We start from the raw sequence: 14768 nt of genomic DNA, 5'->3' as shown, positions 1-14768 counted from the left end.
TGATGTCTCCTTTCGCGACTTTATTAATGACACGTGTGTCATTCTGTTGTATAATCAGTTTACTACTAAATGACACGCATGTCATTTTTATAAAAGGAGTGTTCCTATGAATACAAAAAGCAAAACCTACCGTTTGGTGATTCGTGCCATTCTCACTGCAATTATTATTTTACAAACCATGGTGCCTTTCCTCGGCTATATTCCCATAGGCATTACTAGTTTGACCATTATCCATGTCACGGTCATCGTTGCGGCCATTGTGCTAGGGACAAAAGACGGCATGTTCATCGGCTTGATTTGGGGCTTGTTCACGATTTTTAGAGCCTTTACTTCGCCTACGACGCCTTTGGATATCGCTGTTTTCACCAATCCAATCATTTCTGTCGTGCCTCGTGTCTTAGTGGGATTGGTCGCTGGTCTGCTCTTTACTCTTATCTATAAGAAAACCAAGAAAGTTGTCGCTGCATCTATTGTAGCTGCCATCTTCGGCACGATCACCAATACAGTGCTGGTCTTGTCGCTAATGGGACTTTTGTACACTGGGTTAGTAGCCACTACCTATGGTGTCGATACCTCGGCGCTATTTGTGACATTAGGCGGGATTGCCTTGACAAATGGTGTTTCTGAAGTCATTACTGCAGCCATCTTGACACCTATTTTGGTCAAAGCATTGTTTGCAGCTACGAGCTTGCGACCAGATAATCGCTGATACGTCTATCCTATCATTTTTCTAGGTGAAAAGGTACCTTGACTAGCTTGATTCTTTTTATAGCGACCCGTCTGTGGACTGGGTCGTTTTTTGCATCTATCATTCTTGTCACATGATATAGATATGCATGGTAAATCTGATTGGATGTGGTATCATTATTTTATAATCTTAAGAATATTTTTTTGTGTTTTCAATTTGATGCATATAGGAGGTTGTTTGTTGGCGATCACATTGAAGAATGTACGGTATATGCGGATCACTCACATTCTGGTTTTGTCTTTCGCGGTGTATTTAGCGGTAGACGATCGATTTTATCAAGGTATTGCGTTGGGCATGATTAGCACTTTATTCAATTCAATGTATCCACCTGATTACGGTGGCATCCAATTGCTTAGCGGAAAGACAACCTATACGGTGTTTTTCAACGATGGCAGTCTCTTCATTGAATTTCTGTGTGAACTTGTTGCTATAGCAATCAGCGTTGCCGTTTGGCTGTTTCTATTAGGATAGCAGCAATGGTCAACCTTGTTCATCTCGTTTGTTGAAGCCATACATTTTGGGAGGATTCCATGAAACTACTCTTACGCAACATACTTACTGCCTTGTTCTTTATCACTCTCTATTACGGTGTCGAAGTCCTGATGGGGTCTTATTCAATTGACGCATTACCAATCATCCAGATGGTCAATCAATTTATGATTGTACTGGCTATATTCTTTGCGATTGATTTATTGATCAAGTGTTATCATAATCAGCGTAACAAAAAGACAGATCACTGATTCCGTATATCATGCACGAATAAAGGAGTGTGTTAGATGGCGAAAGACCCTTGGTACAAACAGAAGAAAGTCTATATCCCTATTACAATCGTCCTTGGTGTCCTCGGGATTGCACCGAGTCTTGTTTCTCTATTCGGTGTGTCGATCGATGATGAGTTGAATCCAGACTACTACACGGATCCTGATCAAGAACTATTTCGCAAAAAAAAATAAGCTTTACGCTTATTTTTTTTGCTTATGGTGCGTCAAGATAGAACAGAATATCGTGTTTGCCTTCTTGTTGGGTACCGTTGTACACTTCTGTATCCAGTCCGCCGATGCGAAAGCCTGCCTTTAGATAGAACAAACATGCCGATAGATTGTTGTTTTGACCAATCGTGTAGATTCCTCGATGCCCTTGATTCTGCGCCCATTTGGCTGCTGCTTCGATCAAGCGATGGGCAACCCCTTGTTGCCGATAGGCTTGATTGACTTTCAGATCATACAAATAGTCATAGCGAAAAAAACCTTTTTGGACAACCGCCAATCCGATACACGTGTCCTGATCATAGGCACCGAAGAAGACGGTGTTGTCTTTCATTTGCTGAAAGTCATACTTCTCATCAGGAAAACACATCTGACTGATTGTCTCAGCGGGAAAGGTCTCAATCTGATGGCGCCAAGTTTGATCAGTGTATAATGGGATCATTTTGCCCCACAACTTGAAGGGTTCGTTTTTGATGCGGATGTCTCTTTGATTGGCTTCTGTGATTTGTTTGATTTGGAGCAAGGGTCACCTCTTATTCATCTTCAAAGAAAAGTAGCAGTTACTAAAATTGCTGCATTCGCGTCTATCAGCCCTATTTTCTTACAACCCTAGATGTTCTTCCCGACTGCGCAGGAAGTCCTCCATTGCAGTGGCCAAATCGATGGATTCTGCCTCGGCGATACTGGCTAACCACCAGATGGTTTCGCCCATTTTGTAGGCCAAACTGGTTTCTGTTTGACTGGTAGGCCAACTTTCTTCTTTGTCCATCACAAGTCGACCCACAAGTGCCGCATCCGTCAGAAAAGCCAATGCATCTTGTTCGACTGACCATGGTTGGCCATTTTGTTTTATTTCTAGTGCGTGATAACGCTCGCGGATTGCTTGGGCACGCGCATTGAATGTATTGATGTCCATCATGATTCCTCTTTTCTTAGCTATTGATTTTTCTCGACTATTAGAAAAAGGTTGTGATCAATGCGATGATCGCTAAGCCACCTTGGGTCAGGATGATTTTCTTGTCGCTGGTCCAACTGCCATAGGCTGCCACAAGGATAATGCCTATCAGTAAAAGACGGGCGATCTCTAACGTGGCTTGAGCAAAGGTCACACTGTAAATCAGTCCGATGCCGATCAAGCCGTTATAGACACCTTGGTTTTTGAATAAGGTTTGCACCACGGGCTGTGTCTGATCGCTTTCTTTTAGATGAAACACCCTAGCCGTGCTGTCTGATTTGGTCATAATGGTCTCTAAATACCAAATATAGAAAAACTCGAAGGCGACTAAAATAATCAATACGATACTAAGTAAGCGCATCTTCATTCTCCTTTATGGGTCACTGTGATTTCTGTCGGTTTGGCTGCAAATTCTGGCATGTTCTTGAATAGATGTTGCAATTCCGGTGTTTGATTATGGGCTTCGATTGCTGCTTGGTCCGCCCATTTTTCTACCATGACGAAGCGATTGGCTTCTTCGATGGACTCATAGAGATGGTAGCCATGACAACCAGCTTCGGCTCTGGCAGAGGCCAGTAATGGTTGGACCGCCTCCATAAAGGCTGCCCGTTGGTCCTCTTTGATATAAAAAACGGCATTGATGATTTCCATGATAGTTGCCTCCGATGTGTTTTTTTTATAAAAATGTCGTGATTTGTGCTGCATCTAATCGAACAGATTCATACCCTAGTTCTTTGGCTTTCCCTACAGACAGTATCATTACTGGGACATACCGTTCTTTGTCTAACCCAAATGCTTCAGCCAATTGATCTGCTTCGAAGCCGCCGATCGGATTGGTTTCGTAGCCATGGGCACGCGCCACCAACATGAATTGCATCGCAGCTAAGCTGGCATCGATTTTCACAACATCGTTCATTTGTGCTTTGGTTAGCTGTTGATAATGCGGAATGATTGCTGCTAATTGCTGATCTCTGACTTCGGCGGGCATTTTGCCTGCTGCTACAGCTTTGTCATAGATTTCTTCCCCTAATTCATGGCATTGCAGATCGCCAAAGATCAAGACCATTGCCGATGACGTGTCGTTTTGACGCACGTTGAAGCGGATCAATGGTTTCAATTTGGCTTTTTGTTCATCGCTTTCGACAACGACAAAGCGCCATGGCTGCATGTTGACAGATGAAGGTGCTGTGGTTGATTCTTGGATCATGGTCAACATTTCTTCATGTGGGATTTTGTAGTTTTCGTCGTATACGCGAACGGATTTCCGTCCAAAAATGAGGTCTGCGAAGTTGTTATTGCTATATTCTGTCATAGATAATGTCCTTCTTTCATTGAATGAGTTTGGTTAGTAACGAAACCAATTGCGTTGCTTCTGCTGTGGTCAAATGGATGCCTAAGCTTGCTTGGTCTTGGTCATGTTTGTCGGCACAAGAAGCCAAATCTTGGCGCGCTTTTTCTGTCAATTCGACAAATATTTCGCGGTTATTGTCTTTGTTGCGGGTACGGTTCACAAATCCTTTGTCTTCTAGAATCTTCAAGTGCCGCGTCACCGCTGCGCTATCGATCAGTAGTTCTGTTTGCAGCTGATTCTGGGTGCAGCGTGTCTGGGTTTGCAAAATATGTAAGAGTTGATAGCGGGTCAAACTAAAGCCAGTTTCTCTCTCAAAGGCGGCTGTCAGTTCTTGGTTGGCTATCTTCAATTTATACAAAATATTGCTTAAAGTAGACAACTCCATCTGGGATGCTCCTTCCATTATTGACTCGTCAACAGTTGACTCGTCAATAATAAACCTTTCAGGAACATTTGTAAAGAGGTTGCATTCAATTTTTGGAACAAAACAAAGCTGCCGCAACGATTCACGTTGAGACAGCTTTGTTTTAGCTACTGTTGTTCGATCAGCTTGTAGCTTATTTCAGTTGGAATGCTTTTTTTAGACCCATGACGATAAGTGTGGAAATCGCTGCGGCAACAAAGATGATGCCCCATGTCCCCGATTGGATCGGCATGGTCCCTAAGATGTCATTCATAAATGGCACGTAGACAGCTGACAATTGTAAGCCAACTGACAATAGCATCGCACCGACTAAGACTTTGTTTTTCAAGAATGACTTGTCTAAGCCAAAGCCACTGCTCTTACGGACATTGAAGATATGCATCAATTGGGCCACCGCCATAAAGGTGAATGTCGCTGTTTGCGCATATTGCAATTCATGGTTGGTGTGCATCAAATAACTGAAGAACCCGAAGGCTACCAAACCAATCACGACACCACTAAGGATGATTCGACCTAAGAAACGCTTATTGACCAGACTGTCTTCTTTTGAACGTGGTTGACGTTTCATAATATCATCTTCCGCTGGCTCAAATGCCAATGCCATAGCTGGTGCGATATCGATCACCAAGTTCAAGAACAAGATATGCAAGGGTTGGATCGGGATCGGCATCAAGAAGATGACACTGAGGAATATAGTGACGATCTCTACCATATTACAAGAGAACAAGAAAGAGACATATTTTTTGATATTGTCAAAAATGATCCGGCCTTCTTTGATGGCATCGACGATTGTGCCGAAGCGGTCATCCGTTAGGATCATATCTGAGGATTCTTTGGCAACTTCTGTACCACGGATGCCCATAGCGATCCCAATATCAGCGCCGTTCAATGCCGGCGCATCATTGACACCGTCACCGGTCATGGAGACGATGTCTCCTTCTTCCCTTAATGCTTCCACCAGTTGTAATTTATTTTCAGGGGATACGCGGGCAAAGACTGCCACTTCTTCAATGCGCTCGTTGAAGCCTTCTTGACCGACAGCATCATCGATTTCTTTCCCGGTCATTGTTTTGTCATAGTCTTTCAACCCGATCTCTTTGGCAATCATCGAAGCGGTTTGCGGATGGTCACCGGTGATCATCTTGACCCGAATACCGGCTTCTTGTGCGACTTTGACGGCTTCCTTGACATCCGTTCTTGGCGGATCAACGATACCTGCAAACCCTTGGATCTCGATGTCTTGCAATGCTTCCCGTAAATCGGCTTCTTCCGTACCACCTTGGTAGTCATTGATACGGCCGACGGCAATCACCCGTTGGCCATGGCTGGCTAAAGTACTATTATAAGATGCCAACTGCTCAGCGGTCTGTTCATCTGGACTGGCCAAATCGATCAAGACATCTGGTGCGCCTTTGATGATCAGCGTGCGGCTGTCTCCTTCGTAGACGGTCACCATAAATTTATTATCGGAATCGAAAGGCATTTCGGCAATTTTTTTCAAGCCTTCTGCTTCCGCACTTTGGCGATCAATGCCTTCTTTTTTGCCTAAAACGACAAAGGCACCATCGGTTGGATCGCCTAAGATCTCAAATTGCCCCTCATTTTCTCGAAGAGATGCCGTGGTACACCATGCACCATTGCGGATCATCTCATGGAGGGCTGATTCTTCTTTGACGTTGATTTCATTTTCATCGGTATCGTAAAACTTGCCCGTTGGTTCATAGCCATTTCCTGAAACCTTATAAGTAGCACCATCGGCTAAAATCAGCTCGGCAACTGTCATTTGGTTTTCGGTCAATGTACCTGTTTTGTCACTGGCAATGATACTAGTTGCCCCTAGTGTTTCAACAGCGGATAAAGATTTGACTAACGCTTTGTGTTCCGCCATGATCCGCATACCGCGGGACAATGTGATGGTCGAGACGGCGGGCATCGCTTCAGGAATTGCGGCAACTGCGAGAATGATCGAGATATGGATCATTTCTACAAAGGGCTGATCCGTCAACACACCAGCGATCAAGACAGCTAGTGCCGCAAACAGTGCCGCGATAATAATGGCTTTGCCTAGTTTGTCTAATTCAATATCCAACGGTGTGCGGCGCTTCTTGTCGCCAGTCAGCATATCACTGATTTTGCCGACTTCTGTTTCCATCGCTGTTTCAGTGACGACGGCATAGGCGTTCCCCCGGGTGGCTGCCGTTCCGGCATACACCACATTGCGGCGGTCGCCTAATGGTATATCCTCGTCGTAGGTTTCATTGGCGTCTTTGTCAACTGCTTCTGATTCGCCCGTCAATGCAGATTCAATAGAAGCGAAATTGCTGCTTTCTAATAATCTGGCATCCGCAGCAATCGCATCGCCTTCTTCTAAGACCAAAATATCGCCAGGAACGATTTGGGCCGATTCGATCTCGGTCACTTCTCCATCACGAATCACTTTTGCGGTAGTGTAAATCATGTCTTGCAAGGAGTCGATCGACTTTTGTGCCCGCAATTCTGTGATAAAACCAGTCATCACGGCAATCACGACGGCGATCAGTACGGCAACTCCTTCAATTGTTTCCCCCATCGCAAAAGAGAGTAACGCGGCTGCGATCAACAAGTAAACAATCAAGTTGTTGACATTGTCCCACAGCAATGCCCATACACTATGGGACTCTTGTTGCTGGATCGTGTTTTCTCCATATTTTTCTAATCGTTGGCTGGCTGTTTTGCTGCTTAAGCCTTGTTGACGGTCACTTTCAAAGTGCTGTAACGTGTCTTCGGTCGTTTGCTGGTAAAATTTCTCCATCAAATTCCTCCTTTTATTTTTTGGCATGGTTTATCTGAACCGATCGATCGTTGATTTTAGGCACAACAAATAATGGCTTCAAGTAAAGTGACGGACTTGTGCTTGGAGTCATAACAGTCATACGGGCATCCTCATCTACAACAGGAACAACACATATCTGTTCCACTAAACCAACGAGATCAGCTTGTGAAAAAACCATTTGGCTTATATTTAACCTAACATGGATCAAGGGGACGGGTAAATAATTTTGCTTCACAAATCAAGTTAAAAAACAGGTGTTTGGCTAACGAGCGATACTCTCTTTCTAAAAAGCAAGCGCATTCAATTCAATGCCATCATCTGCCACCTATCCTCTATCGTACCTAAGATTTCTTGTTTTATCAGGCATCTTGTGATTTACAAGATTACATCTGTCAGAATCGTTGACTTCACCGACGAATCAATGAAGTTACCTTTAGTATAGCAGATAAAAAACGTCAAAAATATTTTCTTTCTTTGACTTTTTTGAAGGGTATTTGTGCATTTGGCCGTCAATACTTTGACTATATGCAAAAAAACAACGTATCCATTTAAGAATACGTTGTTTCTACTTTGGTTCTATGTGCGGGTGAAGAACGCACTGCGTTTTGGCAACAACAACACGACAGCAGCAACAACGGCCATCGACAAGAAGCGATCCAGATAATCTGTTCCCACTTGAACCAAAATCACGCTAATAGTTTGGTTCAAACCTAATCCGTGCAGCACTTGTACGATCATACTTGAGCCGGAAGAGGTGATCCCGCCAAATAGCCGAACAGTAATCACCGAAGCCACCAAGGTACCAGGCAGCGAGAGCAGCAATGCCAATCCTGGTAATTTCCACGAGCCTTTTTTGATCAATTTGCCTTTTAATAATAACCCTGCCATCACTCCGGTCACGATTTGGACTGGTGAATAATAGAGAGAAAAAATATCCGTTGTGACACCACTTAGGACCCCACTGCCTAGTCCCGTTAGCAGGCCGATGATTGGTCCACCTAAAGCACCGGCAAAAATCGTGCCGATGCTATCCAGATAGATTGGCAACCTTAGCCAGAGGGCAATAGTTCCCCCTAAGAAATTGATTGCGATCGATAGGGCCATTAAGGTTAGTATCCGTACGTTGAAGGGTGTGTTGCGTTTGTTTTGTTTCATCATTGATCATCCCATCTGAAGTTTTTCTAGATCTGTTTCGATCGTTTCTTTTTGTGCATTTAAGAGAACGGTCAAAAACTTCTTGAAAAACTGACGCGCATCAACGTCAGTCATGATGGTGCTATTGGCAGCATTTTGCCAAAAATCATAGCGATCTACCACTGTTTGCCCACGACTGATTCCTTGGGTTTCAACGGCTGTATAGCTGGTGAACCCTTGACAAAGGTCATCATCGATAAAATAGGCGATGGGCAAAGGATCGTTGATGACACAACCCAAGATTCGTTCCTGTTGCCAATGAAAATCAACATAAAATCGCGTGATGTCCCTTAGAAAGCCGCCTGTATCAGGATCCATTTGACAACAATACTCGATCATCGTAGGGGTTAAGACGATTTCCCTCGTCACGTCCAGTCCTACCATTTCGATCTGCTTGCCTAGTTTGTCAAAAACGAAGGCAGCTGCATCCGGATCACACCAATAATTATATTCAGCAACTGGCGAGCAGTTGCCGTGACTTTTATAGGTGCCGCCCATGCTGACGAAGCGGTCCATGTGTTGTCCCATGTCAGGATTTATTTGCAGCGCTAAGGCAATATTGGTCAACGGTCCCAAGGCAATCACGGATACGTCGTTTTTTTGGGCAAAAGTGTGTGCCAAAAACGTTGCCGCATCTTGGGCTTCACTGGTTTTGTTGCTGGTGATTTGAATGTTCGTTTCGCCTAAGCCATCCATGCCGTGGGTATCTTGGGCACTGATAAATGGTTGCTTCAAGGGTTGTTTCGCCCCTTGATAAATCGGAATATCCAAGCGATCCAAACGTTCCAGACATTTGATAACATTTTGGGTACCGATGTCTACCGGGGCATTGCCGCAGACAGTCGTGATGGCCACGACTTCGATCTCTGGCGCTTTGATCGCCAACAGTAATGCCAGCGTATCATCAATACCAGGATCACAATCGATCATTACTTTCCGCATTATTTCCAACCTCCAATCTTTGAGAGATACTTAGTTTTTTTACCTGGGAAGTTTTCGAACCAGTCCAAGACAATGTCTTGATTTAAATGCACGTTGATAGTATATCATTTTCGGAGGTGAAAAAGTGGCTTGTTTTTATTTTGACTCTTTACATAGAAAAAAACGCCTCATCAATCAAGACGTTTTCATTTGACATCATCTATGAAAATAAATGTACATACCTTACAGCTCTTCCGTTTCAATGTAACAATAAATCTTCAACTGTGGGATCGCTGCCCGTATGGCGGATTCGATGTCATCGATCAACTCATGGGGTTCTGCTGGTGCTTCTAATTGAACAATGACATCGGCGACGATCAGTAATTCATCGGTACTTAAGTGCAACGTCCGCAGGTCATTGACTTTGATGATCTCTGGGCGTGCGAAGCATGTGTTGATTTTGGCTAAATCTTGTTGCGACGCACTTTCCCCCATCAATAAACTATAAAACTCTCTTGCCAAAAAGACGGCAGCCAGCAACAATAGGATCCCGCCCAGAATGCCGCCAATGGAATCAAAGATAGCATTGTCCGTTACTGCCGTTAGCAAGATGCCGGCTAATGCAATGACAACACTGGCTAACGCAAACAGATTTTCAGTGAAGCCCAGCAGTAGATCTGCGTCACGACTATCTGTCAAAAAGCGCAACAATGGCAAACGTTGCGTGTTTTCGCTTTTGATTTCTTGATAGCCGCTTTGCACGGCGGTCACTTCAATGTACAAGCTGATAAATAAGATGGCGACGACAAACTGGATGTGTTCAACTTCATGACTGGGATCCAACAAATCGCGACCTGCTTCGATGACTGCCAGCAAGCCACCGCCAAAGAACGCGGTCATCGCTACCACTGTGCTGAAGAAATAGGTGGCGCGGCCTTCACCGAATTGATGCAATTCACTGCGGCCTTTTTGAGCACGTTTTTCACCGATCACCAACAACCCTTGGTTGAGGCAATCAATCATACTATGGATACTTTCATTCATTAGTACGGCACTACCGCTGAATAGAAAGCCGATCACTTTGATGATACAGCCTAGCAGATGCGTCAGAAAGACGATACTGCGGGCTTGTTGCGTTTGTTGTTCTTCCATTAGGAAACTTCCTCTCGACACTTTTTTGCTTCGATAACTAAAGCATGCCACCGCACATTTGTTTGCGGTACTATGGTGCATGTATTTTGCCCGCTCAACATAACAAAACGGCTGTTTTTCATCGGAAATACCTTTGACCCTCTTATCTTCTGACTGTTTTGTCCGATAATCTATATACCAACTAATCAACGCCGGGGCGTAAAGAGTGTTCAGATAAGTGGTTTCATTTATCCGATTTCTGACCATTGTTCTGGTTTCGTCAAACCATTTTCATTCACTGATTTGGTTTATAATAGGCCTATTATGTCATACTGTATTTTTTTAAGGAGTTGATAACTATACTTGGATTGCACTTGCACACACGCGTAAAAAAAGACCTGCTGTTACTTTTGAATAATCACCACGACTTTGTCCCAACACAACTTTTGGTTGCGCAGATTGGTTATGCAAATCAATATGTTGTCAAGAAAGCACTGAATGAACTTTTTGAAGAGATTCGCGATACCTTTGATCCCAATGAGTTGTCATTAAAGATCAATAAGCATCGCGGGGTTCATTTGTATAGCCGTGACGGTAATCTCTACGATGCACTCAATATGATTATATCAAAAGATATGGGTTATTTGATTCTGATCACCATGTTGCACAAAAGAAACGTCCCGACTAGTGAACTTTGCGACAGCCTATTTATCAGTGAATCCTCATTGCGCAGACGGATCAAAGAAATCAACCAGCAAATGTCATTTTATGATTTGCGGATCACCTTTTCAAAAACGATCCGGTTGCAGGGCCCAGAGCATCAAATCAGAATATTGGCCTTTAGTTTGATTTTTTATATTCATCGATCATTAGCTGGTTTGCCCTTCTCAGTGGAGATGGAGAAGTACCATACTTTGGCACAACAGGTAAGTCAGCAGCTGCATTTACAGACCAACAGCCATCAGCAAACGATTTTGTCCATGCTGCTATTTGTGTCCGATCCTGCGATATGCGCTGGCGTACATGTCGTCTTGCCGGTGCAGCAGCAACTGTATTACCAAGACTTGATGATTCCTGACAAGCCGACCTTTTTAGAGCATTGGCAGCTTGATGATTGGTCCTTTTTATTTGTGGCCGTTCTATCTGCCGATTGGGTTGGCTTCGACCTTGATTTGGACTTGCCAAAGACCATCAACGGGGTGAATACTTCTGCGAGTCAAGACTGGCTCCATTCATTTGAAACGGTTTTTGGGGACATCGAAACGGATAGGAACCGCGGGATTGCTCAAATCAATAGACAATTATTGGCAAATCTTTTTTTTCGTTTAGATGATGCGTTATTTGACTTGTTTCACTTCTATGATTCTCAAAATATCCAACAATTGTATCCCGCATATACCAAAACATTTGACGGTGCTTGGACATCTTTTGTGGCCCAACATCCTGAATTTGATACGCGTTATGCACGACAAACGAATTTGTTCCTTTGTGTCTATCTCTTTCCAATCCAAAAGGTTTTACCGGAAATTCGTGTCTACAATCACTCTCACCTCACTGTTACGACGAATCATTATGTAGAAGAGCGAATCAAAGGTCGTTTCTTTGATCGGTGTAAGATCCGTTTCACCCAACGTATAGAAGAAGCGGATTTGATCATTGGTACCCACAAAATTAACGCAAGCACCAATCACCAGCAGCGAATAGTGATGATTGACACTGCGCTTTCTGCCTGTGATCTTTCTCGAATCGAACAAGCGATTGAGGGATTGATCTACGCAAAAGTGGAATGAAGCAGTCTGCTTTGCAAGTTTGCTGTATAAGTGAGTGAAATAAAAGATCGTCTTGGGTAATCGAAGGCGACCTGTTTTATATGATGAATCCGGTCATTTAGACTGTTTTGTAACTGGTGGTGTCGGGGGGTGCATGTTTTGTAACATCTGAGTGATTGCTTGAAATTCTTGGAGTGATTGTTGAAATAAATCAACTTCTTGGGCCACTTCTAATTGATTTAAAAGATTTACTTCTAATAACCGAGTATTTTTAATATCTAGTTCAAGATTCAAAACATAATTTAACACTCGATTATAAACACTTGCCGATAATTCGTTAATGATTCCCGCATATGATCTTCCGAGGCTTGATCTATGACTTCTTTTACGGTGCCACCATTCTTTACTGACTCACTTCGTTTTGCCTATTGTGCGCCTAAACCTCCTATGATATCAAACTGCGACTATTTCTTGTTGTACCTAATTTATCATCGTGAATCACAAATCCCAAGTAATCTTCCTTATTAAAAAAATTCAAAGCGCCGCAACAGGCTGTTATAGCCTGTCGCGACGCTTTGTTTAATAGTTGTAATCCGTATCTGAATCTGTCGTCTCAGTATCCCAGCCTTGGTCGGTGCCGGTATCTGTTGTCTCTGTTTCTGACAACTGACCCAGTGCTTGCAGCATATCGTTGCGAATGGCCGTGTAGGAATAGTCTTGAATATAAACCACAGATTGGCCGTCATAAGATGTGCCATCGTACCATTCAAAGGTGTGTTTTTCGATATCGAATCCAGACAACATATTGCCAGCCAACGACACCAAATCTTCAAATTTGAAGTTGGTATTGACATCTTCGCTGACTGAATCAAGGATCTGTTGGTATTTGGTAACATTATTGATTTTCAGCGCTTGGCTGATCGCCGCTTCGATCACTTCTTGTTGACGATTGCCCCGATCAACATCGGTATCCATTTTACGGATTCTGGCAAAAATCAAGGCTTGTTCCCCATTTAGCAACTGGCGTCCTTCAGGAATCAACGTTTCTCCTGTATTGTCAGATGTATATTTTTTGTTAATGTCATAAGGCACATCAACGGTTACGCCGCCAATGGCATCAATGATTTTTTCGAAACTGGTGAAGTTGATATTGACGTAATAATTGATCGGTAATTGCAAATAATTTTGGACGGTTTCAATCGTAGCATCTTCTTCACCAATCGCAAATGCGCTGTTGATTTTGGCAGTGCTGACGATTGTACCATTCCCGGTACCGTCATAAATACTGGTCCAGACATCGCGGGGAATACTGACCATATCGATTTTCTTGTTTTCACCATCATAGACCATGTAGATCAAGCTATCCGCGCGCGTGCTGTCTAAATGTTCTGTCTTCTCACGCTCCGCGTCATTGTCGACACCCATCAGCAAAATACCGAACTTGCCATCGACATCGGATGCTTGCAGACTTTTGTCTTCACTTTCCTTATTCGATGTGATCACTGCAGATTCTTTGTACATTTTGTCTACAGAATTTTTGGCTGCATAATAAGTATAGCCTGCAAATAAAAAGACTCCTGCTAACGCAAAAAGTAGGACGCCAATAATAATGCGTCTTTTGTCTCGCTTTTTAGTTGCTCGCTTTCGGCTGTATTTCGTCTTTCTATCCATAGTGCCTCCTTCAAATCTCCTCAATTGCTCTCCACGATTGTACCAGAAAATTTTGCAAACGCCTATTTTTTTAAGAAGTTTTATCATTTTAACGATGTATTTTTGAAATGGGTGTAATAAATAACGAACCTTATCCTTCGCATGCTGGTTTTTCTTTCTCTTATACAAGCAGCATACGTGTATTGTTGATGGAAAGCGAGGTGAAAAATGCTTTCACTACAGTTTTTAGATTTGTTGGTTTTGCTATTTCTTGCTATCATCAAAGTACCTTTGTTTCAACTACAATTGTTTTAGAATGATAAGGAGAGAAATTGCATGTTTGTTTTGACCAAAAGAGGGTTGCAGCATCTTGCGGCCCCTTACATGACTGCAGGTACCGCCATGGCTTATGGTAAGTGGCAGTCCTTCAATGCACCATCAAGCCGTTGTTTGCTTCTATTGGATGATCAGTGCTTGCAGATTTTGTCATTGAATCTTTTTTGTACAAAAGTACTGTATGCGCAATCGATCCAGCTGACAGCATTAGAAGAAGTTCGCTTCAAGCGCCATCTATCGGTGGCTACTTTACATTTTACCCATGGGAATCAAGGCTATCGCTTCCAATTACCTTTGACCATTTTGACGTTAGGCAACTGGCAATCTGTGTTTTTCTCCCGTTGCGACGGATTATTGGGTTGAAATGTACCAATTGGTTCACTGAAGCGCTTGCTTTTGCCAGACTTGTTTTCGCCTTGTTTGGACTATGGTAAGATAGCACTAACGGGATGAAAGATGGTGTGTGATGCACTTGTTTATAGATTTATTAT

18 protein-coding genes and 1 riboswitch are annotated in these 14768 nt (G+C 43.2%); of the genes, 6 read left to right on the top strand and 12 right to left on the bottom strand.

All coding sequences use genetic code 11. The features are described from left to right. Positions 1-106: 106 nt before the first annotated feature. From A5886_RS04615 to A5886_RS15750, 4 genes are all read left to right on the top strand, one after another. Positions 107-709 carry an ECF transporter S component gene (locus A5886_RS04615; RefSeq protein ID WP_086273859.1) on the top strand — a complete coding sequence of 201 codons (603 nt, stop codon included), beginning with the start codon at positions 107-109 and terminating at the stop codon, positions 707-709. A 219-nt stretch (positions 710-928) separates the two neighbouring features. Further along, positions 929-1219, top strand: a complete 291-nt coding sequence (locus A5886_RS04610; protein ID WP_086273858.1) for a hypothetical protein — start codon at positions 929-931, stop codon at positions 1217-1219. Positions 1220-1278: 59 nt separating this feature from the next. After that, a complete protein-coding gene (locus A5886_RS04605; RefSeq protein ID WP_086273857.1) occupies positions 1279-1488 on the top strand; it encodes a hypothetical protein in 210 nt (69 codons plus the stop codon). A 36-nt stretch (positions 1489-1524) separates the two neighbouring features. Beyond that, positions 1525-1701 carry a hypothetical protein gene (locus tag A5886_RS15750; RefSeq protein ID WP_179189966.1) on the top strand — a complete coding sequence of 59 codons (177 nt, stop codon included), beginning with the start codon at positions 1525-1527 and terminating at the stop codon, positions 1699-1701. Between the two features lie 22 nt (positions 1702-1723). Here the strand turns inward: A5886_RS15750 and A5886_RS04600 are convergent, their stop codons facing one another. The 10 genes from A5886_RS04600 to A5886_RS04555 form a co-directional block, all read right to left on the bottom strand. Then, on the bottom strand, positions 1724-2257 hold the full coding sequence (locus tag A5886_RS04600) for a GNAT family N-acetyltransferase (protein WP_086273856.1): 534 nt from the start codon (positions 2255-2257) through the stop codon (positions 1724-1726). A gap of 78 nt (positions 2258-2335) precedes the next feature. Continuing rightward, positions 2336-2650 (bottom strand): nucleoside triphosphate pyrophosphohydrolase family protein, encoded by a 315-nt coding sequence (locus tag A5886_RS04595; protein WP_086273855.1) that lies wholly within the window; start codon positions 2648-2650, stop codon positions 2336-2338. Between the two features lie 40 nt (positions 2651-2690). Further along, on the bottom strand, positions 2691-3050 hold the full coding sequence (locus A5886_RS04590; RefSeq protein ID WP_086273854.1) for a DUF1304 domain-containing protein: 360 nt from the start codon (positions 3048-3050) through the stop codon (positions 2691-2693). A 2-nt stretch (positions 3051-3052) separates the two neighbouring features. After that, positions 3053-3340, bottom strand: a complete 288-nt coding sequence (locus tag A5886_RS04585) for a putative quinol monooxygenase (RefSeq protein ID WP_086273853.1) — start codon at positions 3338-3340, stop codon at positions 3053-3055. A 25-nt stretch (positions 3341-3365) separates the two neighbouring features. Further along, a complete protein-coding gene (locus tag A5886_RS04580; RefSeq protein ID WP_086273852.1) occupies positions 3366-4001 on the bottom strand; it encodes a nitroreductase family protein in 636 nt (211 codons plus the stop codon). Between the two features lie 16 nt (positions 4002-4017). Then, complete coding sequence (locus tag A5886_RS04575; protein WP_086273851.1) at positions 4018-4425, bottom strand: MarR family winged helix-turn-helix transcriptional regulator; 408 nt, start codon at positions 4423-4425, stop codon at positions 4018-4020. Between the two features lie 172 nt (positions 4426-4597). After that, positions 4598-7255 (bottom strand): cation-translocating P-type ATPase, encoded by a 2658-nt coding sequence (locus tag A5886_RS04570; RefSeq protein ID WP_086273850.1) that lies wholly within the window; start codon positions 7253-7255, stop codon positions 4598-4600. 597 nt (positions 7256-7852) lie between these two features. After that, a complete protein-coding gene (locus tag A5886_RS04565; RefSeq protein WP_086275990.1) occupies positions 7853-8431 on the bottom strand; it encodes an ECF transporter S component in 579 nt (192 codons plus the stop codon). A 6-nt stretch (positions 8432-8437) separates the two neighbouring features. Further along, positions 8438-9412 (bottom strand): nucleoside hydrolase, encoded by a 975-nt coding sequence (locus tag A5886_RS04560; RefSeq protein ID WP_086273849.1) that lies wholly within the window; start codon positions 9410-9412, stop codon positions 8438-8440. Positions 9413-9436: 24 nt separating this feature from the next. Further along, a riboswitch (PreQ1 riboswitch) is annotated at positions 9437-9481 on the bottom strand. Between the two features lie 153 nt (positions 9482-9634). After that, the gene (locus A5886_RS04555) at positions 9635-10543 is read right to left on the bottom strand and encodes a cation diffusion facilitator family transporter (RefSeq protein WP_086273848.1); all 909 of its coding nucleotides are present in this window, start codon (positions 10541-10543) and stop codon (positions 9635-9637) included. A gap of 353 nt (positions 10544-10896) precedes the next feature. Between A5886_RS04555 and A5886_RS04550 the strand changes: the two genes are divergently transcribed. Continuing rightward, positions 10897-12312, top strand: coding sequence for a helix-turn-helix domain-containing protein (locus A5886_RS04550; RefSeq protein WP_218776627.1), 1416 nt, complete (start codon positions 10897-10899; stop codon positions 12310-12312). A 93-nt stretch (positions 12313-12405) separates the two neighbouring features. Here the strand turns inward: A5886_RS04550 and A5886_RS04545 are convergent, their stop codons facing one another. Together A5886_RS04545 and A5886_RS04540 are read right to left on the bottom strand one after the other, a co-directional pair. Then, the gene (locus tag A5886_RS04545; protein ID WP_086273846.1) at positions 12406-12636 is read right to left on the bottom strand and encodes an antitoxin; all 231 of its coding nucleotides are present in this window, start codon (positions 12634-12636) and stop codon (positions 12406-12408) included. Between the two features lie 234 nt (positions 12637-12870). After that, the gene (locus A5886_RS04540; protein ID WP_086273845.1) at positions 12871-13962 is read right to left on the bottom strand and encodes an LCP family protein; all 1092 of its coding nucleotides are present in this window, start codon (positions 13960-13962) and stop codon (positions 12871-12873) included. Positions 13963-14277: 315 nt separating this feature from the next. Here A5886_RS04540 and A5886_RS04535 point away from each other — a divergent pair, with 315 nt between their 5' ends. Continuing rightward, positions 14278-14640: a hypothetical protein gene (locus tag A5886_RS04535; RefSeq protein ID WP_086273844.1), complete on the top strand. Its 363-nt coding sequence runs from the start codon at positions 14278-14280 to the stop codon at positions 14638-14640. The last annotated feature ends 128 nt before the right edge of the window (positions 14641-14768 follow it).

The sequence above is a fragment of the Candidatus Enterococcus testudinis genome, assembly GCF_002140915.1.
Lineage (GTDB): Bacteria > Bacillota > Bacilli > Lactobacillales > Enterococcaceae > Enterococcus_D > Enterococcus_D testudinis.
Note: the sequence above shows the minus strand (reverse complement) of the source record. Positions and strands in the feature narration are given on the sequence as shown.

Excerpts from the sequence above, each read along its gene's own strand:
- A5886_RS04615 (WP_086273859.1), top strand. The coding sequence starts at position 107 with ATGAATACAAAAAGCAAAACCTACCGTTTGGTGATTCGTGCCATTCTC.
- A5886_RS04605 (WP_086273857.1), top strand. The coding sequence starts at position 1,279 with ATGAAACTACTCTTACGCAACATACTTACTGCCTTGTTCTTTATCACT.
- A5886_RS15750 (WP_179189966.1), top strand. The coding sequence starts at position 1,525 with ATGGCGAAAGACCCTTGGTACAAACAGAAGAAAGTCTATATCCCTATT.
- A5886_RS04595 (WP_086273855.1), bottom strand. The coding sequence starts at position 2,650 with ATGGACATCAATACATTCAATGCGCGTGCCCAAGCAATCCGCGAGCGT.
- A5886_RS04590 (WP_086273854.1), bottom strand. The coding sequence starts at position 3,050 with ATGCGCTTACTTAGTATCGTATTGATTATTTTAGTCGCCTTCGAGTTT.
- A5886_RS04585 (WP_086273853.1), bottom strand. The coding sequence starts at position 3,340 with ATGGAAATCATCAATGCCGTTTTTTATATCAAAGAGGACCAACGGGCA.
- A5886_RS04580 (WP_086273852.1), bottom strand. The coding sequence starts at position 4,001 with ATGACAGAATATAGCAATAACAACTTCGCAGACCTCATTTTTGGACGG.
- A5886_RS04575 (WP_086273851.1), bottom strand. The coding sequence starts at position 4,425 with ATGGAGTTGTCTACTTTAAGCAATATTTTGTATAAATTGAAGATAGCC.
- A5886_RS04570 (WP_086273850.1), bottom strand. The coding sequence starts at position 7,255 with ATGGAGAAATTTTACCAGCAAACGACCGAAGACACGTTACAGCACTTT.
- A5886_RS04565 (WP_086275990.1), bottom strand. The coding sequence starts at position 8,431 with ATGAAACAAAACAAACGCAACACACCCTTCAACGTACGGATACTAACC.
- A5886_RS04560 (WP_086273849.1), bottom strand. The coding sequence starts at position 9,412 with ATGCGGAAAGTAATGATCGATTGTGATCCTGGTATTGATGATACGCTG.
- A5886_RS04555 (WP_086273848.1), bottom strand. The coding sequence starts at position 10,543 with ATGGAAGAACAACAAACGCAACAAGCCCGCAGTATCGTCTTTCTGACG.
- A5886_RS04540 (WP_086273845.1), bottom strand. The coding sequence starts at position 13,962 with ATGGATAGAAAGACGAAATACAGCCGAAAGCGAGCAACTAAAAAGCGA.
- A5886_RS04535 (WP_086273844.1), top strand. The coding sequence starts at position 14,278 with ATGTTTGTTTTGACCAAAAGAGGGTTGCAGCATCTTGCGGCCCCTTAC.